General features: G+C 65.8%; 48 protein-coding genes and 1 tRNA gene. 42 read left to right on the top strand and 7 right to left on the bottom strand.

The window, feature by feature from the left end; genetic code table 11:
- Nucleotides 1-3: 3 nt before the first annotated feature.
- From AB0B94_RS31090 to AB0B94_RS31065, 6 genes are all read right to left on the bottom strand, one after another.
- Nucleotides 4-879 (bottom strand): hypothetical protein, encoded by an 876-nt coding sequence (locus AB0B94_RS31090; RefSeq protein WP_357288770.1) that lies wholly within the window; start codon nucleotides 877-879, stop codon nucleotides 4-6.
- A gap of 293 nt (nucleotides 880-1172) precedes the next feature.
- On the bottom strand, nucleotides 1173-2060 hold the full coding sequence (locus tag AB0B94_RS31085) for a DnaB-like helicase N-terminal domain-containing protein (protein WP_357288767.1): 888 nt from the start codon (nucleotides 2058-2060) through the stop codon (nucleotides 1173-1175).
- 115 nt (nucleotides 2061-2175) lie between these two features.
- Nucleotides 2176-2538 carry an HNH endonuclease signature motif containing protein gene (locus AB0B94_RS31080; protein ID WP_357288763.1) on the bottom strand — a complete coding sequence of 121 codons (363 nt, stop codon included), beginning with the start codon at nucleotides 2536-2538 and terminating at the stop codon, nucleotides 2176-2178.
- A gap of 9 nt (nucleotides 2539-2547) precedes the next feature.
- Nucleotides 2548-3297, bottom strand: a complete 750-nt coding sequence (locus AB0B94_RS31075; protein ID WP_357288760.1) for a hypothetical protein — start codon at nucleotides 3295-3297, stop codon at nucleotides 2548-2550.
- A gap of 277 nt (nucleotides 3298-3574) precedes the next feature.
- The gene (locus AB0B94_RS31070; protein ID WP_357288757.1) at nucleotides 3575-4372 is read right to left on the bottom strand and encodes a hypothetical protein; all 798 of its coding nucleotides are present in this window, start codon (nucleotides 4370-4372) and stop codon (nucleotides 3575-3577) included.
- Complete coding sequence (locus AB0B94_RS31065) at nucleotides 4372-5244, bottom strand: helix-turn-helix transcriptional regulator (protein ID WP_357288754.1); 873 nt, start codon at nucleotides 5242-5244, stop codon at nucleotides 4372-4374. The genes AB0B94_RS31070 and AB0B94_RS31065 overlap by 1 nt, the downstream gene beginning before the upstream one ends.
- Before the next feature lie 178 nt (nucleotides 5245-5422).
- On the opposite strand from AB0B94_RS31065, the gene AB0B94_RS31060 reads away from it, so the two are divergent.
- The 42 genes from AB0B94_RS31060 (at nucleotide 5423) to AB0B94_RS30855 (ending at nucleotide 18300) form a co-directional block, all read left to right on the top strand.
- Nucleotides 5423-5926 carry a hypothetical protein gene (locus AB0B94_RS31060; protein WP_357288751.1) on the top strand — a complete coding sequence of 168 codons (504 nt, stop codon included), beginning with the start codon at nucleotides 5423-5425 and terminating at the stop codon, nucleotides 5924-5926.
- Entirely contained in the window at nucleotides 5923-6141 is a 219-nt protein-coding gene (locus AB0B94_RS31055) for a hypothetical protein (protein ID WP_357288748.1), read from the top strand. The genes AB0B94_RS31060 and AB0B94_RS31055 overlap by 4 nt, the downstream gene beginning before the upstream one ends.
- Nucleotides 6138-6380 carry a hypothetical protein gene (locus AB0B94_RS31050; RefSeq protein ID WP_357288743.1) on the top strand — a complete coding sequence of 81 codons (243 nt, stop codon included), beginning with the start codon at nucleotides 6138-6140 and terminating at the stop codon, nucleotides 6378-6380. The genes AB0B94_RS31055 and AB0B94_RS31050 overlap by 4 nt, the downstream gene beginning before the upstream one ends.
- A complete protein-coding gene (locus AB0B94_RS31045) occupies nucleotides 6377-6616 on the top strand; it encodes a hypothetical protein (protein ID WP_357288740.1) in 240 nt (79 codons plus the stop codon). The genes AB0B94_RS31050 and AB0B94_RS31045 overlap by 4 nt, the downstream gene beginning before the upstream one ends.
- Complete coding sequence (locus AB0B94_RS31040; protein WP_357288737.1) at nucleotides 6616-6831, top strand: hypothetical protein; 216 nt, start codon at nucleotides 6616-6618, stop codon at nucleotides 6829-6831. Before AB0B94_RS31045 ends, AB0B94_RS31040 begins: the two co-directional genes overlap by 1 nt.
- The gene (locus AB0B94_RS31035) at nucleotides 6828-7040 is read left to right on the top strand and encodes a hypothetical protein (RefSeq protein WP_357288734.1); all 213 of its coding nucleotides are present in this window, start codon (nucleotides 6828-6830) and stop codon (nucleotides 7038-7040) included. The genes AB0B94_RS31040 and AB0B94_RS31035 overlap by 4 nt, the downstream gene beginning before the upstream one ends.
- Nucleotides 7037-7219: a hypothetical protein gene (locus tag AB0B94_RS31030; protein WP_357288731.1), complete on the top strand. Its 183-nt coding sequence runs from the start codon at nucleotides 7037-7039 to the stop codon at nucleotides 7217-7219. The genes AB0B94_RS31035 and AB0B94_RS31030 overlap by 4 nt, the downstream gene beginning before the upstream one ends.
- A complete protein-coding gene (locus AB0B94_RS31025) occupies nucleotides 7216-7563 on the top strand; it encodes a hypothetical protein (RefSeq protein WP_357288728.1) in 348 nt (115 codons plus the stop codon). The genes AB0B94_RS31030 and AB0B94_RS31025 overlap by 4 nt, the downstream gene beginning before the upstream one ends.
- Nucleotides 7560-7883, top strand: a complete 324-nt coding sequence (locus tag AB0B94_RS31020) for a hypothetical protein (protein ID WP_357288725.1) — start codon at nucleotides 7560-7562, stop codon at nucleotides 7881-7883. The genes AB0B94_RS31025 and AB0B94_RS31020 overlap by 4 nt, the downstream gene beginning before the upstream one ends.
- An 89-nt stretch (nucleotides 7884-7972) precedes the next feature.
- Complete coding sequence (locus AB0B94_RS31015) at nucleotides 7973-8137, top strand: hypothetical protein (RefSeq protein ID WP_357288722.1); 165 nt, start codon at nucleotides 7973-7975, stop codon at nucleotides 8135-8137.
- Nucleotides 8138-8142: 5 nt separating this feature from the next.
- Entirely contained in the window at nucleotides 8143-8319 is a 177-nt protein-coding gene (locus AB0B94_RS31010; RefSeq protein ID WP_357288719.1) for a hypothetical protein, read from the top strand.
- 84 nt (nucleotides 8320-8403) lie between these two features.
- Nucleotides 8404-8613 carry a hypothetical protein gene (locus tag AB0B94_RS31005; RefSeq protein WP_357288716.1) on the top strand — a complete coding sequence of 70 codons (210 nt, stop codon included), beginning with the start codon at nucleotides 8404-8406 and terminating at the stop codon, nucleotides 8611-8613.
- Between the two features lie 44 nt (nucleotides 8614-8657).
- Entirely contained in the window at nucleotides 8658-8822 is a 165-nt protein-coding gene (locus tag AB0B94_RS31000; RefSeq protein ID WP_357288713.1) for a hypothetical protein, read from the top strand.
- Nucleotides 8822-9013, top strand: coding sequence for a hypothetical protein (locus AB0B94_RS30995; RefSeq protein WP_357288710.1), 192 nt, complete (start codon nucleotides 8822-8824; stop codon nucleotides 9011-9013). The genes AB0B94_RS31000 and AB0B94_RS30995 overlap by 1 nt, the downstream gene beginning before the upstream one ends.
- Nucleotides 9014-9423: 410 nt before the next feature.
- Nucleotides 9424-9609, top strand: a complete 186-nt coding sequence (locus tag AB0B94_RS30990) for a hypothetical protein (RefSeq protein ID WP_357288707.1) — start codon at nucleotides 9424-9426, stop codon at nucleotides 9607-9609.
- Between the two features lie 163 nt (nucleotides 9610-9772).
- Nucleotides 9773-9973, top strand: coding sequence for a hypothetical protein (locus AB0B94_RS30985; RefSeq protein ID WP_357288704.1), 201 nt, complete (start codon nucleotides 9773-9775; stop codon nucleotides 9971-9973).
- A 133-nt stretch (nucleotides 9974-10106) separates the two neighbouring features.
- A complete protein-coding gene (locus AB0B94_RS30980; RefSeq protein WP_357288701.1) occupies nucleotides 10107-10412 on the top strand; it encodes a hypothetical protein in 306 nt (101 codons plus the stop codon).
- Nucleotides 10409-10561, top strand: a complete 153-nt coding sequence (locus AB0B94_RS30975) for a hypothetical protein (protein WP_357288698.1) — start codon at nucleotides 10409-10411, stop codon at nucleotides 10559-10561. The genes AB0B94_RS30980 and AB0B94_RS30975 overlap by 4 nt, the downstream gene beginning before the upstream one ends.
- 65 nt (nucleotides 10562-10626) lie before the next feature.
- Nucleotides 10627-10962, top strand: a complete 336-nt coding sequence (locus AB0B94_RS30970; RefSeq protein WP_357288695.1) for a hypothetical protein — start codon at nucleotides 10627-10629, stop codon at nucleotides 10960-10962.
- Nucleotide 10963: 1 nt separating this feature from the next.
- Nucleotides 10964-11368 (top strand): hypothetical protein, encoded by a 405-nt coding sequence (locus AB0B94_RS30965; protein WP_357288691.1) that lies wholly within the window; start codon nucleotides 10964-10966, stop codon nucleotides 11366-11368.
- 54 nt (nucleotides 11369-11422) lie between these two features.
- Nucleotides 11423-11689: a hypothetical protein gene (locus AB0B94_RS30960; protein ID WP_357288688.1), complete on the top strand. Its 267-nt coding sequence runs from the start codon at nucleotides 11423-11425 to the stop codon at nucleotides 11687-11689.
- Nucleotides 11690-11771: 82 nt separating this feature from the next.
- Nucleotides 11772-12071, top strand: a complete 300-nt coding sequence (locus AB0B94_RS30955; protein ID WP_357288685.1) for a hypothetical protein — start codon at nucleotides 11772-11774, stop codon at nucleotides 12069-12071.
- A 41-nt stretch (nucleotides 12072-12112) separates the two neighbouring features.
- Nucleotides 12113-12391, top strand: a complete 279-nt coding sequence (locus tag AB0B94_RS30950) for a hypothetical protein (RefSeq protein ID WP_357288682.1) — start codon at nucleotides 12113-12115, stop codon at nucleotides 12389-12391.
- A 25-nt stretch (nucleotides 12392-12416) separates the two neighbouring features.
- Nucleotides 12417-12641, top strand: a complete 225-nt coding sequence (locus tag AB0B94_RS30945) for a hypothetical protein (protein ID WP_357288679.1) — start codon at nucleotides 12417-12419, stop codon at nucleotides 12639-12641.
- Nucleotides 12642-12666: 25 nt separating this feature from the next.
- A complete protein-coding gene (locus AB0B94_RS30940) occupies nucleotides 12667-12894 on the top strand; it encodes a hypothetical protein (RefSeq protein ID WP_357288676.1) in 228 nt (75 codons plus the stop codon).
- A gap of 27 nt (nucleotides 12895-12921) precedes the next feature.
- The gene (locus AB0B94_RS30935; protein WP_357288673.1) at nucleotides 12922-13116 is read left to right on the top strand and encodes a hypothetical protein; all 195 of its coding nucleotides are present in this window, start codon (nucleotides 12922-12924) and stop codon (nucleotides 13114-13116) included.
- Between the two features lie 45 nt (nucleotides 13117-13161).
- Nucleotides 13162-13338, top strand: coding sequence for a hypothetical protein (locus AB0B94_RS30930; RefSeq protein WP_357288670.1), 177 nt, complete (start codon nucleotides 13162-13164; stop codon nucleotides 13336-13338).
- Between the two features lie 30 nt (nucleotides 13339-13368).
- Nucleotides 13369-13446: transfer RNA gene (locus AB0B94_RS30925), tRNA-OTHER, on the top strand.
- Between the two features lie 36 nt (nucleotides 13447-13482).
- Nucleotides 13483-13770, top strand: a complete 288-nt coding sequence (locus AB0B94_RS30920) for a hypothetical protein (RefSeq protein WP_357288667.1) — start codon at nucleotides 13483-13485, stop codon at nucleotides 13768-13770.
- 235 nt (nucleotides 13771-14005) lie between these two features.
- Nucleotides 14006-14200: a hypothetical protein gene (locus tag AB0B94_RS30915; RefSeq protein ID WP_357288664.1), complete on the top strand. Its 195-nt coding sequence runs from the start codon at nucleotides 14006-14008 to the stop codon at nucleotides 14198-14200.
- Nucleotides 14201-14224: 24 nt separating this feature from the next.
- Entirely contained in the window at nucleotides 14225-14518 is a 294-nt protein-coding gene (locus AB0B94_RS30910; protein WP_357288661.1) for a hypothetical protein, read from the top strand.
- A 92-nt stretch (nucleotides 14519-14610) separates the two neighbouring features.
- Entirely contained in the window at nucleotides 14611-14865 is a 255-nt protein-coding gene (locus AB0B94_RS30905) for a hypothetical protein (protein WP_357288658.1), read from the top strand.
- 104 nt (nucleotides 14866-14969) lie between these two features.
- On the top strand, nucleotides 14970-15551 hold the full coding sequence (locus tag AB0B94_RS30900; protein ID WP_357288655.1) for an endonuclease domain-containing protein: 582 nt from the start codon (nucleotides 14970-14972) through the stop codon (nucleotides 15549-15551).
- Nucleotides 15552-15831: 280 nt separating this feature from the next.
- Nucleotides 15832-16101: a hypothetical protein gene (locus AB0B94_RS30895; protein WP_357288652.1), complete on the top strand. Its 270-nt coding sequence runs from the start codon at nucleotides 15832-15834 to the stop codon at nucleotides 16099-16101.
- Between the two features lie 2 nt (nucleotides 16102-16103).
- Nucleotides 16104-16550 carry a hypothetical protein gene (locus AB0B94_RS30890; protein WP_357288649.1) on the top strand — a complete coding sequence of 149 codons (447 nt, stop codon included), beginning with the start codon at nucleotides 16104-16106 and terminating at the stop codon, nucleotides 16548-16550.
- A gap of 2 nt (nucleotides 16551-16552) precedes the next feature.
- On the top strand, nucleotides 16553-16777 hold the full coding sequence (locus AB0B94_RS30885) for a hypothetical protein (protein WP_357288646.1): 225 nt from the start codon (nucleotides 16553-16555) through the stop codon (nucleotides 16775-16777).
- A 2-nt stretch (nucleotides 16778-16779) separates the two neighbouring features.
- The gene (locus AB0B94_RS30880) at nucleotides 16780-17076 is read left to right on the top strand and encodes a hypothetical protein (protein ID WP_357288643.1); all 297 of its coding nucleotides are present in this window, start codon (nucleotides 16780-16782) and stop codon (nucleotides 17074-17076) included.
- A gap of 4 nt (nucleotides 17077-17080) precedes the next feature.
- On the top strand, nucleotides 17081-17308 hold the full coding sequence (locus AB0B94_RS30875) for a hypothetical protein (RefSeq protein WP_357288640.1): 228 nt from the start codon (nucleotides 17081-17083) through the stop codon (nucleotides 17306-17308).
- Between the two features lie 10 nt (nucleotides 17309-17318).
- Entirely contained in the window at nucleotides 17319-17555 is a 237-nt protein-coding gene (locus tag AB0B94_RS30870) for a hypothetical protein (protein ID WP_357288637.1), read from the top strand.
- Nucleotides 17548-17760: a hypothetical protein gene (locus AB0B94_RS30865; protein WP_357288634.1), complete on the top strand. Its 213-nt coding sequence runs from the start codon at nucleotides 17548-17550 to the stop codon at nucleotides 17758-17760. The genes AB0B94_RS30870 and AB0B94_RS30865 overlap by 8 nt, the downstream gene beginning before the upstream one ends.
- On the top strand, nucleotides 17753-18043 hold the full coding sequence (locus AB0B94_RS30860; protein ID WP_357288631.1) for a hypothetical protein: 291 nt from the start codon (nucleotides 17753-17755) through the stop codon (nucleotides 18041-18043). Before AB0B94_RS30865 ends, AB0B94_RS30860 begins: the two co-directional genes overlap by 8 nt.
- Complete coding sequence (locus AB0B94_RS30855) at nucleotides 18025-18300, top strand: hypothetical protein (RefSeq protein ID WP_357288628.1); 276 nt, start codon at nucleotides 18025-18027, stop codon at nucleotides 18298-18300. Before AB0B94_RS30860 ends, AB0B94_RS30855 begins: the two co-directional genes overlap by 19 nt.
- A gap of 397 nt (nucleotides 18301-18697) precedes the next feature.
- Here the strand turns inward: AB0B94_RS30855 and AB0B94_RS30850 are convergent, their stop codons facing one another.
- On the bottom strand, nucleotides 18698-18895 hold the full coding sequence (locus AB0B94_RS30850; protein WP_357288912.1) for a hypothetical protein: 198 nt from the start codon (nucleotides 18893-18895) through the stop codon (nucleotides 18698-18700).
- Between the last annotated feature and the right edge of the window lie 64 nt (nucleotides 18896-18959).

The following is an 18959-nucleotide window of genomic DNA, read 5'->3' as shown; positions in this document are numbered from 1 at the left end:
AGTTCACACCTCTCGATTGTCTGGCTGGGTGGTCGCCCACAGGGTTGCACGCGGCTCTAACGCCACGTGCGCATAAAGCACCGTGCTGTCGACCGCGAGGTTCGCCAGCCGGTCGGAGGCCTTCGCCAGCACGCCAACGTCGATGACGTGGCGTTGGACGTTCCCTGCCGTCGCCAGGTCCGCCGCCATGTGACGCAGGTTTCCCTGGTCGACCCAGTAGAACGCGGTCCGGAGTTGGTCACCGGTGAGCGCCGACAGCCGCGCCTCGACCTTTTCGGCCCAGGCCGGGATCCGGGGATCGTCCCTGTCCCTGATGATGTGGGGCGGGGTCGGCATGCCGACCGCAGGTAACCCGGCCTCGGCACGCGCCGCTGTCGCATCGAGCTTTTCCATGGTGATCGGGCCGGCATGAATCAAGGCACGGACGCGGCGATCAACTGGTGCGCTTGCCCATGCTGCTCCCAACGGCTCGAACAGCCGGTCATGGACCTGCCGCCGGGCGGACTGAACATTGACCCGCACGGTGGCACTGAAGTCCTTCAGACAGGAGCGGTGGGCGCCGAGCATGAACGCATCGCTGCCTTCCTCACCGATCGGGGAGTCGCAAGACCCGCACATCTGCGTGTACCGGCCGTACGTCTGCAACACCCAGTCTGGGAACGTCACCAGGCGCTCAATGAACATGGCGGCGACATGCTCCGGCACGGGCTTGCCGGTCACGCGGGTCGGGGTGGTGATGTCGAGGTCTCCCTGGGCGCGGTGTGCAACCACCCAGTAAGCGTCGACACCGTCCACGATCGGCGCCATGTAGCGGCCCTCCGGGATCCAGTCGGTGGCGTAGGTGAGAGGCGGAATCGGGGGGTTGTCGAGGTTGGTCACACGGGTCTCCTTGGTCTTGGGGCGCCGGGAACGGGATTCGGTGCCGGGCAGGGTCGGAATGTTGGCGTGACTCACGCGTAAGTCACGGCGTAACGGGCGGCTCCGGCGCGACGTGCTCGCGTGTCGCATACCTTCGGCTCACCTGCTGGTCGACTTCGTCCATCTCCCGCTCGAACTCGGCGGCCTCTGCTGGTGTCAGAGGCGCCGGTACCGGCATCCCGAGGGAGGCGTAAAACCGTTCACTGGTTGTTGGACTGGTCTCAGACATGGGCATCTCCTGTTAGTTGGATCGGTTAGCCGCGCGACACGGCCGGGGCGAGCAAGTCGGTACGACCGTGCTCAATCAGGTACGCCACCAGGCGGGCGCGGGCCTCCGGGGTGTCGTTGTAGGTCCCGTTGAACAGCGGCTGCTCGGACTCGATCGCCTTCCGTTCGGCGGCCTCAGCCTCCGGGCGAGACGGGAACCGTTCGATGGTTCCGCGAACGGCGAACTCTGACCACGAAGATCGCCGAGCGTGCGACGACTGACGGGCGTCGGTATTTCCTGTGATGCCGACGTACAGCAACCTGTCGGCGGTGTCGTACCACCGATAGAGAGCGGTCAGCGCGGTTCGCCCATCGTTTGCTCGCAGTACCTCGAACTCGGTGCGGTGGTCAGGTCCGCGTGCGATCAGTTGTGCATGGATGTCGCCCCAGGCGCGGGCGATCGCAGCTCGGCTACCGCGAGCGGCTACCGAAAGCAGAAGAGCCGCCTGCCCTTCGACCCAGCGGGCGAATTCTGCGTCGGCGATGGCGCTCGCCCACACATGGACCTGTCGCATCAGATCGTCTGATGCCGGAAGATCTATGTGCAGTTTGTGCAGGTAGTCTTGACCGCCGACGGCAGTTAGGACGTCTGGATTAAGGCGACGGGCCAGGCTGCAAGGGGTGACGGCGATGCCTTCCGCGTTCATGAGGAAGATTTCTCGTGCGATCGCCTGATGGTCATCGCAGAAGTCCTCGTAGGTCAACAGCCATGAAGCGTGGTTGATCGCGGGAGGAAACGCGAACATTGCTCCGATCAGCCATCGCTCTGCTGAAACCCGAGGAATTCTAGGCATATCACCCAGAGCCATTGCAAGATCACGAGTGTAGTCGTGCCCGTTCGGGCCGGTGGCTACGTTCAGGGATTCGGTGGTCATCTGGCTCCGATCGAGATCGAGATGCCGTCAAGCAAGTTGCTTCGGGTTTGCTTCGGGTTTGCTTCGTTGCTCGCGCCAGCAAGGAGCAACTTGATGGCACTTGCCATAGCACTTGCTATCCGTTTGCCATGGCAGGTGCCATGGGGTAGGGGGCGACGTGCTGGACATCGGACGGGTAGACCCCATCCTCATCGGAATACTCAACATCAATTTCAGTGACCGGGGGAGGCCAGGGGAGCCCACGAGCGACACGGCTCGCCTGCCACTCTTCGATGAGCTGGTCCCCCTTCTCGTAGTTGCACTCGGCACAGGTACAGTCCAGGTTCGCGAGGTCGTTCGTGCCGCCGCGCGAGCGGGGAACCTTGTGTTCCAACCAGAACGGGCCGTCGACATTGCCGCAGTAGCAGCAGCGACGGACGGCAAGCGCCTTGCGTCGCCGTGCCAGGGGAACCTTGGGGTATCTCCTGCCCCTAGACACGTTCGTGCCTCACGAGACCAACTCGAAGCCCTGGTTGTCCAACCAGCTCGCCACGCCGGAAATCGGGTCTGTGCCATCGATGGTGCTGAGGTACCGCCCTGGCCACTCCACGCGCTTCCTGCCGCGCGCTCCCTGTCGTAGGGCGTCATAGACCGCATCGACGGGAAACCGGCCCTGGTTCCAGCCGCTAACACCTGCGGAGTCGATCGTTTCGCCGAGCAGTGCCTTGAACTCGGCGCGGTCTTCGGAGCGCCAGTCGTTCGGTTTCGGTGCCTCGTAGTCGTCTTCGTGGCCGTCGTCGCCGACGCCGGAGGCGGCGGTGCACTGCACTTCAGACAGATAGGTACTTCTTCTAGGTACTTCTTTAGAAGGGCCGTTTCCATCCGGCGGAAAACCACCCGGCGGTTTCGGACTTGTGGTCTGACCTGCGGAAACGTCAGAATCCTCGGTTTTGGTGTCCGAAACGGGGGCATCGAAGACCGTTTGTACCCACGTGAAGCGGCCGTCATCCAACCGGATCCGCTCCCGCTTGAGGTACCCCACCGCCTCCAACTCCCGGAGGGCAGTCCGGAGAGCCTTCACGCCCTCCTTGCCCGGCCTGGCCGCTGCGAGGCTTTCCGCAGTCGCAGTCCAGTTGTCCGGTCGAGACAGGATGTCGTGCAGCACTCCGGCCGCTCGGTAGGTCAGGTTGGGGTCGCGAAGCACGTCGTCACTGAGCACCGTAAAGCGACGCACGGGCCTCGGGGCACGCTTGATCATGCGACCACCCCGACGAACAACACCGGGATGAGGCAAACCGAAATTCGGTATAGCCTATCCACCTGCGGAAACGCGTCAGCGGAGATCAACCACCCGTCGAGACGCAAGGGGGACTTGCCGTGAGCTACCATCATGGGAGATGGTCCTTCCTTGTCAGGGGAGCCAGGACGTGAACCGGGGCAGCGTGTGGCGCGCTAGCCCCGGTTGTCCTATCTAGAGCATTGTCTCATCGCATTCGTACGAATGAACGCGTACCTGCCGTTGCAGCAGGCTCGACTCAGAACTTGACATAGACGGCTGTGGCGTCGTCGGACCGCTTGTTGCGCGCCCACCGGAGCCCGGTCGGGTCTTCCTGTTCGGCTGCCCGTACCTGGTCGATGAGGGCGGCTGGCCCGGACTTGTCGAGCAAGTCGAGAACGTCAGCGGCGGGCAGCAACCCGAAGGTGAGCGCCCGCGCCGCGCCGTCGGTCAGCACAGCCAACCGGGTCACGCTGGCCAGACTGAAATCGCCCGTCAGAGCGTGCTGGGCCGCCTCCGGGTTAGTCTCGGCCACCCAGTAACCGGCGTCACGGTTCTTCGCAGCCAGCTCAACGTGCTTCATCCGCAGCATCGCGGCTTGCTTCTCGGGTGACCCGATTGGGTACCGGTCGGCTTCGGCTCGCTCGGCGGCGGCGGTCTGGCTGACGCGGTCGTCGCTGATGGTGCGGATGACCCCGTCGACCTCGGCAATCACCGTAACGTCCCCAAGGACCATGTACTTGATCGTGTCGTCGTCGATGCGCACCACTCCGGCGGCGGCAGATGGTGTGCCGGGGTGGGTGAGGTCGCAGCCGGGGTGCATAGCTGCCACGTCGGCGATGGCCTTAGCGAGCGCGTCGGTGAGCGGCGTGTCGCCAGAGTGGCTGACTACCGCAGCACCGAGTTTGGTTGCGTACCACTTCACTCCGTGGATGCAGCCGGTGTCGGTGCGGGCGGTAGCGCCGTCGAGTACGGCGACGACGTGTGGGGTGGCGAGCACCCAGTCTTCGTTCTCGCGGCTTTGTGAGCCTGGCTCACTGGCGACCAGGACGCGCATCAGTTGACTCCCTCGTGACGGTGGAACTTGGTCAGGGGGGTGGCCTCGATGATGTTCATCTTCGCGTCGTAACGGCACTCGACAAGCCCGGAGAACCGGCGAGTCTTGTGGTCCTTCCACAGGCTTTCGAGGTTCGCTTCGACGTACCGGGCTGCGCCCTTCGTGCCGGCGGCGTGGATGCCTGCCAGGTAGAGGAAGGTGCCCTTCCCGTCGGGACGGGGAAGACGCCCAACGTAGGCGTAGTCGGTACTGACACCGGAGTCGGCCGGCGAGCGGTACTCGGTGCCCGTTTCCCGGTCGATGAGGTAGTTGCCTGTGGCGTCCTCAACGAAGCCGTACTTGGGGTCGGCGCCGAGGACCTGGCCGACGAACGGCAGCAGGCGTGGGCCGCACAGGACGATCAGGCCGGGCCGGTTGAGGTCCACGTGGCCGGGTGGGGCCACGATCTCGACGGGCTGGGGCTTGAGACCAAGGGATCGGGCCAGTTCGGCAAGGATGCCGTAGGCGTCGGAAGCTCCTCGGGACATCATGGCCGACGCGCTGCCGTCTGTACGTCCACTCTCTTCCTTGCCGCCGACGGCAATGGTGAGGACGTTGCCGGTTCCGAGGAATGCCCGCTCTGGGCGGGGCCCGGAGGAGAGGATCTGGCCGATCCGAGCCCTGGTCATACCGACTTTCTCGCCGACCTCGGTCTGATTCAGCCCGGAGGAGATCAGCTCCTTGAGTGCTTCGCGGCGGATCGGGCCGATGTCGTCGTTGATCAGCGCTTGGTAGGTCTCGATCAGGGTCGTGGCCTGCTTTACGCGCTCTGCGGGGTCGGTGATGTTCAGGAGGCTGTTCACCTCCGGGTGGGGGTGTTGGGGCTCTGTCATGGCAAGGAGTCTACACGTTGCGCAAGCCCCCTTGCGCTGCCGGTGCAAGACGGCTATCTTCGGTCTAGTCCCCTTGCTCGATAGGGATGCAGCAAGACAAAAGGAAACCCCCGCACCGGAGAGTCTTGGCGGATACGCCGGTACGGGGGCCCATCGGAACCCCCGAAAGGGCACCGACATGCAGGGTACTTCCCTCGCCGTCGGTGGGTCCGAGACCCACCGAAGCGGCCAAGTCGACATCACCATCCAGCACGTCCGACCCGGCGCCTACATGACGGTCGTGGCCTATGGCTCGACCGGCGCCCGCGTCGACCAACTCACCTCCGGCCCGTGGCCGACCGAAGACAAGGCCAGGAAGGCGGCCCGGAACGCGTACAAGGCGTTCGCGTCGGGACGCACCGTCGGACAGGTCATCGCCGACCTGAACGACAAGGCCACCGACCAACTCCACGCGGCAATGCGCCGCAAGGACCGTGGCGCGGCCCGCCGGGTCGCGGACCTGAACCGGGTTCTCGACCAGATCCGTACCACCGTCGAGGTGGGCGCCGACGACGACATGATCGCCGGGATCCGGGCGAACATCGCCACCCAACAGGCCAGCTCCTTCCGAGAGTTCCGGGACATGCACGCCGCCGCCGAGGCCGCCGACCGGGCGCAACTCGAACTGGCGGTGACCCGATGAAGGGCTCCCTGACCGGCGCGATCAGCACCGCCCCCGGTATCGACGTCCCCACCCAGTACGCGGACGAGTCCGCCTACTACCGGCACACCGTGGACTTCACCGCCAGCGTTCTCGCCGGATCCCGGTGCCTCATGTGCAACGGCCTGTTCAGCGACCACACCTGGATGGCTTCGGTCGGTGGGGTCGAGACGGACTGCTCGGAGGTGGCCCGATGAGCGCCCGGACGGCGATCGTGTCGATCGAGGTCGGCTCCCGCAACCTCGCCCTCACGTCGTACAGCACCGACAGCGGCAACATCCCGCTGCCGCGCCCGGCCGACACCACCCCGCCCGTGTTCGCCGATTCGGTGATCGCGGGGCGCGGGTTCCGGCGGGTCAACGAGTGGGAGAACGTCGCCTACGGCCTGACGGACCTGGGTGTTTGGTACGCGGACGTTGAGGAGGTGACCCGATGAAATCGATCACCGGGGCTGACCTGCTCACCATGCGCGGCCGGTTCGAGATCGCCTCCCACTTCGACGACGGATCCCTCGTCGCCACGATCGCCGCCGCGAAGCGGTACGCCGACGAGGTCATCTGGGAACAGGTCACCGACGTCGACACCGACGACGGGGATGTCCTCATCACCGTGGACGGGGTCCAGACCGCTGTACGCCGGTACTCGTACCTCGTGGTCCGGGAGGTGGCGTGATGCGCACGCTGCTCAAGCCCGGCACGGAACTGACCGTCGGCGACATCATCGACTGCTGGGGCGAACTGCACCAGGTCCGGGCGATCGTCGAGAAGCGAACCCACCTGACTGACGCGGGAATCCACCCGCCGACCCTCGTTGCCGTTGATGGCGACTGGGAGATGCCCATCCCGACCGGGTTGGTGTCGTGCGTGACCAAGGAGGCTGGCCTGTGAAGACCGCTGTCGCGGCGTTCGAGCCGCCCCGTAAGCCGACGCTCGACTTCGTCCCCGTCCCGCTGACCGACCCGACCGTCGACAAGCTGACCGGGCTGTTGGAGACCGGCACCACCACCCAGGTTCGCACCTACTGGGGTTACGGCATCTCCACTGAGCAGGTCGGCGAGTTGCGTGACCTGTTCATCCCCGAGGGGTGGGCGGCATGACGCAGGAGCAGATTCGTCGGGTTCGCCGGAACCACAACACCGGCACGGTCACGGTCACTCTCATCGACGGCACGAAGCGGGTCATCGGTGGTAACCAGTTCAACGCCTCGACGTACCGGTCTCGGGTGTCGTACGGGGTCAACAACGGTCGCTACGACACGCAGGCGGTGACGGCATGAGTGTCGTGCTGGTCAACTTCGCTACCCGGACCCTGATCCCGGAGGACGCCGACATGCTCAGCGCCGAGAAGGTCGAGCACCCGCACTGGTGCCGCCAGGACGAGTGCTGCGCCAAGTACACCGGCGCCGGCTACCACCGCAGGATCATCGGCCAGGTCGGCGAAGTCCTCGTCTCCGTCGACCAGCAGTACGGCGAGGACGGGTGGGCGAGCCCTGCCGGGGTGTGTGTCACCAGCACCGGTGAGTTGCCGTTGACGCAGGAGCAGGTGCCGCTCCTGGCTGCTCTGGTCGCCGAGGCGGGTCAGTTCGTGTGGCAACTCGCGGTGGAAGCGTTCGCATTATGAGCACCCTCACCGCTGAGGCTGCCCTGTTCGCGATGCTTCGTGGTGCGGTGGGGGAGCAGCACGCCCACTGGTGCACCCGCCGCCCCTGCAACGGGGTGTGCACCACGACCGTGACCGTCACCGGGGACGAGGGTCGCCGGTACCAACTCACCGCCGAGCTGCCTCACGGGGCCCCGGCGCCGACGATGACCGTCGCGGACGAGTGGACGGGGCAACGCCTCACCCTCGACGCGTCGGCGGTTCAGCAGATCGCCGGCCTGGTGGCCGGTTGGTCGGCTCGGGAGTCCCAGCCGACACCGGGCATGCGCCCGCAGCAGTAACCGCACCACAAAACCCAGCTTCACCCTCTGGCTCTGCCGGAGGTCTACCCAAAAACTGCCAGCTTTGCCCTGACTCTTGGGAGATTGTCATGTTCCGTAACGCCGCCGCTCGCCGTGACGCCCGCATCAACCGCCGCATGAACGCCGCCCCGATCGTCCTCGACGACGAGAGCGTGACCCTGCGCCGCCGGCCGTCCCGTTCCGCCGCGACCCGTGCCGCCGTGGTCGTCTCCCAGTACGGGTACGACTGGTGACCCGCGTGGCTGCTTGGGTGCGGTACCGGTTCTACCGCGCCATCGCCCTGCCTCGGCCGATCTTCTGGAACGGGGCCCGGTACCCGCGCACCCCTGTCGGTGGTTGGCGGTACTTCCGGGAGTGGGTTGCGCCGGCTGAGGTCGCCCTCTACGAGGTGAAGCGGTGGACAACCTACGGCTGACCGTGTCGTCGCTGTGGCGCCCAGCTCATTACCTGGGCGCACGCGGGGTCAACACGGCCAGCCCAACAACAGCAGGAGGCACCCATGGATGCCAGCTACAGCGTGACGCTCACCCTCACCAACGGGGACCCGGTTCACCTCTCCGAGGTCACCGACGCCGACGCGGCAGCACTCGAAAACCTGATCACCGCTGACACCCGTCGGACCGTCACCGTCGACACCCCTCACGGCCCCCGGACGTTCCGCGCCGACGACGTCACGATCGTCGATGCGCGGGCCGCCTCCCGTTCCTGAGTACGGGCCACGCAACCAACCCAGCCAAACAGCAGGAGGCACACATGCCCGACCCGACCGCGAACCTCACACCCGCACAGAACCGCCTGTACGACACCGTCATCAACGACTGGTCCGGCAGGGATCTCGCCCTCGTCCTCGCCGAGCAGGACGCCCCCGACACAGACAAGGCTGCTGTTGCCCAGGCGCTCAGCGGAGACGACATCTGATGGGCGAGAACTACGCGGACACCGGCGACCACCACATCCAAGTCGGGCAGGTGCTCCGGCGCAGCAAGCAGGACCGGGACCGGCACCAGCCGCCGCCGGCCGAGCCGGGCACCACAACCAACATCCGCACCGGCAACGCCACCGTCGGCGAACAGGTCGACGACATTACCGGCCCGTTCATCATCCGCTGACCAGCCCGACTACCTGACATTGCGCGGGGTGCGGCCTCAGTGCCCTCGACAAGCAAACGGCCGCACCCCACCAACCAACCCCTCAGAGAGGAGGCCAGTCATGGCCAACGCTACCTGTACGTGCGGTAACACCGCCCAGTGCCGGCCGTGTGTCGACGCGATCGCGGCGGCACTGCGGTCCGAAGCGCAACCGCCGGCTCAGCGCAACGGCGTCGGTGCTGTTGCTGTTCCGAGGCAGCGGACCCGGTGAGCTACTTCGCCGACCGGTACCGGGTGAAGTCCGGGCCAAGCCGGTGGGGGTATGAGGACGGGGAGCTGGTCGAGTACCACGGCAACACCCGCCCGCCGGCCCCGCCCACACCTGCCCCCGCGCCGGCTACGGAAACCAGCACCCCGCAGGGCGGCACTCGGTGAGCCGGATCCTGGTCGCCAACGACTCCCGGACCGTGCACGTCGAGGTGTTCATCGACCAGGCCGAAGGGTCCGCTACTGCCGCCTGTGAGGGCTGCGACTGGACCACAGAACCGGGCCGGGTCGACTACGCCCGAGACGTCATCAACCACGCCGGCAACCACGTCGACCGGGAGCATCCGTGAGTCCGGGGGAGATGCGTTCGGGGCGGGCCACATACGGCCAGCCGCCCCGCCGCCGCGAGTTGGTGTTGGAGCCGACCCCGGCGTGTGTGTGCGGGGACGACCCGTGCCCGCAGAACTGCCCGACCCGCATCGACCGCGAGCAAGCCGAGACCAAGGAGATGTCATGACCGCACCCACGCTCGACCAGACCATCGATCCCCGCGAAGCCGCCTTCGGTGTCCGTGTCGGCGATCCGCTGATTGTCGACGTGCGCGGTGAAGGGTCGGGGTGGGCCATCATCGCCGTCGGCCAGCACACGTACACCGTGTACCGGGATGGGCGGGAGTTCCCAGTACCGCACAAGCACGCGCAGCACGGACGGTAAAGCGTGAGAGGGCGCCGACGTTGGCCTACGGGTCGAGGTCGGCGCCCCCCTTGTTCATGACCCTTGAGTATTGACATAGGCATGACTGTAAGGTAATGTCTTGGGTGTTGTGTTAGCGCACCTAGGAGGCATTGTGGACCAGCTCACCAACACCAAAACCCAGCACCCCGCCGACGGGTCCCGCCGCTGGATCGTTGCCGGCCTCGCCGGCTCCATCGTCTTTGACACCCTCGGCAACCACCTCGCCATCCTCGACCCGGCAGGCAACGTCACGGACTCGATGTGCAAGCGGTACGCCAACGAGGCCCGCAACATCTCCGAGTACTACGACGACAACACCGTCTTCCAGCTCCTCGCCGACCACTACCGCAACCACCTCACCGGAGGCGAGCGGAGAGCCAGCAGGGCGAGCGCCGCGCGGTCGCCGACGAAAAGATGATTGCCACCTTCCGGGACCTGACCGTGCGGCGAGACCAGGGAGAGCTGACTGAATCGGCGTGGCTTCAGGCGATGTGCACGACTCACGACGAGCACATCGCCGCCTACGAAACGCTCTACCGGGACACGACCGGGCAGCGTGTGCTGTGACTGAGACGAAGCAGGGGGCGGAAAGTCGGTCGGCGAACCAGGACGTCTTGACGGTCAAGGCCAGCGTGTCCCAGGTATTGAATGCCTGGGACGGGCGGATCCGGGTCGACGTCGAGGAGAGCGGCTGTGTTCTTCGTCTTGCCCAACTCGGCCACCACGTGTACGTCGAGTACATCGCCACCGCCCAGAAGAAGGCCGGCTACGGAAGCGCGATCATGTTGGCGCTCACTGACTGGGCCGACCGGAACGGGGTGACTCTCGCCCTGGGGCCGACGAGCGAGTACGGCACCTCCCTGCGGGTGCTGCACCGGTTCTACGCCCGGCATGGATTCACGGCTACTGGCCGCAATCCGCTGGTGTGGGCATCCCTGGTCCGCTACCCGGCACCCGAAGGGGTGTGAGATGCGCGCGGACGCCACGGTTTCGATTGCTGATCAGGTTCGCGCGAAGGAAGCCGAGCTTGACCAGGTGCGGCAGGCAATGGCCGCGAACTTCGACCGAGCTGCCGGCACCTCCCGGATGCGCGGCAAGCAGCACGGGATTCGAGTCGACGCGCAGATCCGGCGCGGCGCTCAACTCGGAGCAGCGGTGGAACGTCTGGGCCGGGAGTTGAACGGTCTTCGTGACCAGGCGGCGCGACCGGAGTTGCAGCCAGTTGACCTGTCCAATCTGAGCGGCGCCCGGTTCATCCGCACCAAATTCGGATGGTACGAGGTGGTGAAGGTGAACCGGGCCACGGTGAAGGTGCTGACCGCACCAGGCATGGATGACCTGATCAAGGTCGGCAAGATCCTGGAAATCCGATGACTTCGAGCGAGGCGCCATTGCGGCACGAAACCTGGAACCACCTACCCTACGGTCATGGAGAAGAAGCCGATGAACACGTCTGAGTTGGCCAAGATGATCGGTGCGTTGCCGAAGATGTCGCCGGTGGCGCGAGCGCGGGCGGCTCGGGGGCTGATCGATGACGCGAAGCGGATCCTGTCGGCTGTCGCGGATGAGGCGGTGGAGGAAGCTACCCGGTCGCTGTCGTATGCGAAGGTGGCCGCTGAGCTGGGTGTTTCGGAGGCTGCGGTGAACAAGGCGGTGTCGCGGCACCGCAAGCTGGCTCGGGAGACTCAAGCGTAAGCATGACCCTTGGGTATTGACATCTCCATCACTCTTCGGTAATGTTTTGGGTGTCAGCAAGGGACGTGCCGAGGGAGTCGAGATGCAGACCACTACCGCCAAGACCCAAGGGCAGGAACTCACCGACACCCAAAAGCCGTTCAAGGTGTTCCGCCTCCACAACGTGACGGAGGTGGTCGCTTACTACGAGGCGCAGATGAACCGGGCGTGCGTCAACCAGAACTACCTGCGGCGGGCCATCGACCAGGCCCGGAACACCAACCCGGAAGTGATCGTCGCCGAGCACGCCACTCTTGCCGAGGCTGAGACGGACGCCGCCCGGCGCAACAACGGGCAGCCGGTGCCGGGCATTTGGTACGTCGCCGAGCACTTCGACATCTGACCTTTCGTAACTGCACCGCCCGTACGGCCCCTGCTCTTGGGATGCCCGAGCTGAAAGGACGGATCGACATGGCCCGCAACCCCGGCTTCCGTATCGCCACCTTCAAGAACAACGCCGGTCAGCTCGCCCAGTTCGGGCCCGGTTACGCCGCCCTCGGTTTGACCTCCCTTGAGGCCGCGAAGTGGGCCAACCGGGGGTTCACACCCAACGAGGCCGCCCCGTGGATCGCTGCTGGGATCAGCTCCGACGACGCGAGCGGCTACGCGGACCAGTTCCTGAGCCCCGCCGACGTGCTCCGCCAGCACCGCCCCGCTACCTGACCCACCAAGCCGGGAAGGAGCCGAAATGCCGACCAGCAACGGTGTCCCGATCACCACCGACCGCCACGGCCAGATCCTCCGCGCCGACGACTGGGTGTACTACTCCGGCTCCCGCACCGCGTACCGGGGCATGCTCATGGAGGTCACGGAGGTGAGCTTGGACGCGACGATGACCCTGCGGACCGCGACCGGTCACCGGCTCAGCAACGTGCAACGCGCCTCGGTTCGGTACGCCCCGATCCCCGCCTGACCTGATAGCCCGAGAGGAGCCCGAGATGGCACGCAAGACCACGGTCCCGATCTGCGGGGACTGCCAGGCCACCAACCAGCCGCAAGGCCGCACCGGGGGCCTCTGCGTCGTCTGTTCGCCCCTGACTGTTCTGCACCTCGTGCTTGCCGGTGACCAGGCCACCTACTGCGGTATCAGCATGTACATCGTTACCAACGACCCAGCCCAGGACGCCACCGCCGAGGACGTTGTCCGACTCGATGCGATCCGCTAACCCAACTAACCGACAGGAAGGCCTGAGATGAGCAACCCGAAGACCGCCGAGGGTAAGACGATCGTCGGTGACGAAGTAAAGACGATCGTCGGCGACGTAGTGGAGGTCGACGGCGACACGATTTACGTCAAGTGGCGCGACACCGGTTACGTCAAGTGGCGCGACACCGGTCACGTCGAACCGGTCGGCCGCACGCACAGAACGGTCATCTTCAAGTACTGACCCGCTGACCCCGCCCGGCCCGACTACCCGACAGGGAGACCCGACATGAGCGACCTGGCCCGCACCGACGACGTGATCGACGCCGAGATCGTGGACGAGACCTGCTCGTGCGGCAAGCCGGGTCGGCTCATCATCGACCCGTACGCGCAGGACGTGAACAACGAGACGGTGATGGTGGTGATGTGCGACGACTGTGAAGACATCGCAGTGCTGGAAATCTGACCACCCGCGTCCATGAGGACGCCTAACCCTGGGGCTGTAGCTCAGTTGGTAGAGCAGCGCACCTCCCCGATGGTGCGCAGGACACCGGTTCAACCCCGGTCCGCCCCGCAAAACCCAAACCCGCACCGACGAAGGAGACCCAAGATGAGCACCCACCCGATCGACCGGATCGCCGCCGTGATCCGCCGCTATCCGAACAACACAGCCCCGCATGACCTGGGCGTAGCAATCGCTACCCTCCTCGACCCCGACGACCCGACCTGCGTTGGCTGCGGTGAGGTCGTTGCCGACATCATCCGCAAGGTGAACCCGAACAACACCATGGGCGCCGGGGCGCTGGCCGAGGCGATCTGGAACGACCTGACCGATGAGGCGCCGCGCATCGTCCGGACGTTGGCGGCCGAGCTGGACGAGGCGTACGGGCGTTCCTGAGCGCCAGCCCTCGCCAAGCCGTGAGGTGCCGGTTCGAAACCAGCCGAGGGCACCACACCATCCCCAAGCCAGCACCGAGGAGAACCGTGAACGAGCTTCCGAAGATCCTTGCCTGCCCCGTCTGTCGAACCCACCACCACAACGCCTGCCCCGTTCTCTGGGGTGGTGTACCGGAGCCGGTGGCGCCGGAACGTCGCGGCTGACCACCTCACCAACTAGCACTGAGGAGGCCGAGATGAGCACGATCGAGATCAACGGACGCGTTTACGACCGGGACCAGCTCGCGACCGCCGTCCTGGTGCGGATGGACAACCCCGACGCGGCCGTGACCGCCGACCTGCTGATGACCGAGCACGGAATGTCGAGCGGTCTGGCCGGGGAGTTGGCGTCGGTTGCGAAGCTCTGCATCACCCGCAACCTCGAACCCTGACCCGCCCAGTACCGGAGGACCGACATGCCGACCACCGACACGACAGCCCCGACCACCACCGAACTCCTCGACGCCGTCAACCTGGCCGAGATCTGGCAGGACACTGACGGCAGCACCTGGTGGTACCTGCGGAACGCGCTCGGAATGCAGCACCCGTACCGGAACGTCACCGACCAGATCGAGGCACTGCGCGAGCGTGGGTTGGTGGAGGTTGTCGACACCCCAACCCAGGCCGGGTTGTGGTGGCTGACGAAGCGGGGCGGGCGAGTGAGGCAGCCTCGCCTAATCGACCGGTTGCTGTCTCTGTTCCATCGCTGACTGTTCCTGTCCCTTCCCGTCGAGACAAGGGAGACCCCGAGGTGAGCGCAAGTAATGCGGCGTTGCAACTCTCGGGCGGTAACCTGTCCGTTATGCCGAGGAAGAACCGTGGTGCCAAGCTGACCGTTCCGCAGGTAGCCGAGCGGCTAGGGATCTCCCCGCCGACGTGGCGCGGGTACGTGTCGAAGGCGAAGAAGGAGCGCGAGGCAGGGAAGGTGCTGCCAAGTCACGCTCCGGAGGCGGATGGGAAGTACGACGACCGGACGCCGTGGTGGTGGGAAGCAACCATCGCCGAGTACGAAGAGTCCCGTCGCGGGCAGGGCTGGCGCGCGGGCGAAGGTAAGTAAAAGCAGCTCAGGGTCTACTTGTGGCTCCATCTGAACTTGCTTGACGTTGCAACGCTGGCGCGGTAACGTTGACGTATAGAGAGCATCACCTGAAGGGAAGCTTGATGACGGAGCGGGAGTGGCCGACAGGTACCCCCTGGGACCACGGAGACCACAACGGGCGCCATGAGCGCTTCTCGCTGAGTTGCGACGAATACCGACAGCTCGTGAAGTGGTCCGAGGGACGCTGCGGTGTCTGCCAACGACCGCATGAGAACCCCATCATCGACCATGATCACCAGCACGAGAGGGGTTGGAGGGCGGTGCGTGGGCTCATCTGCCACGGCTGCAATGTGCGACTTGGGGTAGCGGAGTCTGGAAGATCGGAATTCTCTACCGAGATGGTTCGGTATCTCGCAGCCCCGTTTCACGTCTTGCTACCCATTCACCGCCCGCGAGCTAGGCGACGCGGCAGAACTCAGCCAAGCGTCGGACGCTACGGCGCTGCCCGGTGTTCTGGGTGCAACCGATTGATCAACCTTGACGAGAAGGTCCGCCTTCGCGGACACCTCAGCCGTATCGGGCGGGAACGAGAGACGTTAGGCGACGGCCCTGAATGTTGGAAGGTGTTCCCCGTGCCGAACACCTTCGTACCGTTTGCTGTCGACGACATGGCCAACGCGGCACGCGTAGCCGAAGGGAAGTGAACGACATGGCTCAAACGGACCGCGTGACCAGCGACCACATTCGTTGCTTTCGCCGCCAACACCCCGCGCAGCGTGCTCGCCGCCACCGCCGACGGGCCCCGACTCGTTACCCCGGATGCGGTGCTCACCCCAGGCTCATCGGTTGAGCAGGTCCTGCTGACCCGGGCTGACCTACAGGACCGGGCAGCCGGCGAGGGTGTGACGGTGGCCGCGCTCGTAGCGTCGCAGGCGGTCAGTATCGCCGTAGAAGCTCAGCGCGTAGCCGAAGGGAAGTGACGTGATGGCCACCGCTGACCAGATCACCGATGTTCTGTCCCGTGCCGCCGACATCATCGAGCCGCACATCGGCGGCAAATTCAAGGTCCGCGACAGGGCCGAAGGTGCCGCTCAGGACCTAGCCGCCGCCGGCCTGCTTGTCGGCTGCGAGTACCGCCCCGGTCTCGTGCGGGAGCAGGCGGTGCAGGTGTTGCAGTGTCGCCACAACTGGGGCGTGTCTGTGTCTATCGCCGACGACCTGATCCGGGCCGGGCTGCTGCGAGAGGAACGCTGACCATGACCGCCCTGCTGACTACCCGCACGGAACAGGCCATCCGGGACCTCACCGAGAGAGCCGCCGACCTCGTTAGCCAGGTGATCCCCGACTGCGAGGGCGCGTGCCTCGGAACCAGTGCCGTCCTCGCCTACGTCCTCGGCGCCAACGGTGTTTCCACTCGCGCGGTCCGGGGCCAGTACGACGAGCACCCGCACTGGTGGCTCGAAACGACCACCACGCGGATCGACGCCACCAGGCAGCAGTTCCTCGATGGTGGCCCGCTGGTCGAGCCACTGGACTCCGTACGCGACGAAGACCCGTACGTGTGGGACCTGTCGCTCCCGTCCGATTGGACCCGCGAGCAGGCGGTCGCCGAGTTCGCCCGCATGTTCGAGTACGGGGACGTCGGCGAGCAGCACGGGCACCGGATCCTGGCTGCCCTTGAAGACGCAGCGAAGGAGATCTGACCGTGGCTACTGCCATCCTGACCACCAACCCGCGAGGCAGCCACCTCCGTCTCACCAACCACGGCTTCCAGTTCGCCTCCTACCCCGTGCCCGTACAGCGGGGAGAGGAACCGACCGACGCCGCCGACCGGACCCTGACCGAGTACGGGTGGGCAACCACTAGCGAATGGGACACGAACGACGGGCAGCGGTGGGTTGCCGCCATCGACATGACCGCTGAGGCGTGACCATGGCCGACCTGAACATGACCCCCACCCGTGTCGCCCTCCTGCGAGGCGTCGCCGCCGGCCAGGTCGACCACCACCGCACCTGGGACGTCAAGAAGCCCGACTACGACGTGTGGAAATGGATGCCCGGTGCGCAACGCCGAGTCACGACCGACATCGCCAAGTTACGTGCCGCGAAGCTGATCGAGGTTGGTCCGGCGAAGGGACCGTCGATGTACGCCTCCCAGCCGTGGCGACTCACCGACGCCGGACGACAGGTGCTCGCCGACCTCGACGCCACCGCGAACGCAGGGAAGTAGCCCAATGCCGGTCGGAAACCAACAGCCCACCACTCTCCTGCTCGACGACGCCGCCTGGGAACGTGAGCCCGTGCGGCTGGCCGAGGAACGCGGTCACACCGTCATCGCGGACGGGATCACCCAGGAGCGGTACACCTGCACCCGATGCGACCGGGCCGTTCTGCGGGTCGGTTGCAACATCTACGGCTCGGCGGTCGAGACCGACTGTGCTCCCGCCAACCAGACAACCTGAGGAGACACCCATGGCCGGATTTGAAGGGCTCGTAGAGCAGATCGAGATGGTCGCCGAAGGGATCCGCATGGACCTCGGAGACGGCGAATCCCCGGATCAACTCGCAGCCACTGCTAGTGCGCTCTACCGAAACGACCCCGACCGTGCCGCGAAGCTACTTGGGGCCGCCCTGGTGCTGATCGCCCAGCAGGGTGTCAAGCAGGGACGGGACTGGACACAGTCGGCGCGTGGAGCCGACCATGGCTGACCGCTACGTAACCCTGGCCGCCGATACGACCGCGATCGGACCCAACGGCGGCGGCATCACGCTTCCCGCCGGCACCTACCAGGTGTACGACGCCGACGGTGTCCCGGACAGCGTCCTGTACCTTCTCGACCCCGCCAACGAGCAGCGCATCGTGGGCTGCGTACAGGCGAGCGACGTCGTGCGACAGGAGACCGACCATGTATGACCGCCTTGAAATCGACATGCTCGCCGATCAGATCCGGGACATGCTCATCCCCGTCCGCTGCACCTGCGGCCAGGTGTACGACCTCTGTGGAGTAGAAGTCACCGCCCGGTACACGGACTGCACGGTGTGGCGCACCCCATGCTGCCGCCGCACGGTTGATGACCGGGGCGAAACCGGTTGGACCAGCCGCAAGGACTACGAGGTCATCAACAAGGACGACTTCACTGTTGGCGCTGGGGCGTTCGACATCCACGGGCGATTCAGGTGGGCCGGGCGGCATTGACCAATGCGGCTCGACACCGGGCCGTACCGTGCAACACCGGACCACCGAAGGAGGCCACCATCGCCACACCGAAACTCAACGCAGGACAGATCGCCGACCTGCGTGCGTTCGCCGAAGAGTTCCTGGCCGCACACGAAACCGGCGGGTACGCCGACAACTCCATGAGGATCCGCGAGGGGAACTTGCGAGGTTTCCTGCTGTTCCTTGAAGGCAAGTACGACCCGGCGACCGACAAGGGCAAACGCCGCACACCCTGACCCCCAACACCCCAGGAACGGCGATGCTCAACAGCAGAACCACCTACACCCTGCACTGCGACTACTGCACCCGAAAAACAGCCGCGAGTACCAGCACCCCGGAGGAGGTGCGGGCGAAAGCAGCCGAACGGGGGTGGGAGGTTCGCCCAGCACCGGGTGCCATTGGTGGCCCGGATCTGGACCTGTGCCCGAACTGCGCGCGAGCCCACCCGCCAGCAATCGCCCGTGAGGTGACGATCGGGAAGGGCCGACCGCGCCGCCCCCGGCTATTCAGCCGCAACACCGGGATCCACCCGCCGTCCGGGCCGTCGACACCTGGCCCACCTTCCGGCCCCGGCAACTGACCACCTGACAACGCGGAAGCCGGCCACCTCACGTCGAGGGGCCGGCTTTCGTGCTATTCACACCTGTCTTCGGACCCCCGCCCGAACGGCTCACAACAGTCAGCTGCGTGTTCGAACACCTGCCGCTCCACCCCGAGACGCTTCGCCCGGTCACCGGTGAACTCGTACAGGCACCCCCGCCACACCAACTCACGACCATGGGCGGTTACGGGTTGACTGTCACCGGGGCCGCCTCGGAGGACAGCGAGGATTTCCACGACCCGGGACCGTACCCGCAGGTCACGACACTTTCCCAACCGAACCGGCGGAGTTGTG

Source organism: Micromonospora sp. NPDC048986 (assembly GCF_040649335.1).
GTDB classification, from domain to species: Bacteria; Actinomycetota; Actinomycetes; order Mycobacteriales; family Micromonosporaceae; genus Micromonospora; species Micromonospora alfalfae.
The sequence above is the reverse complement of the archived record's forward strand: the minus strand, read 5'-3'. Positions and strand labels throughout refer to the sequence as shown.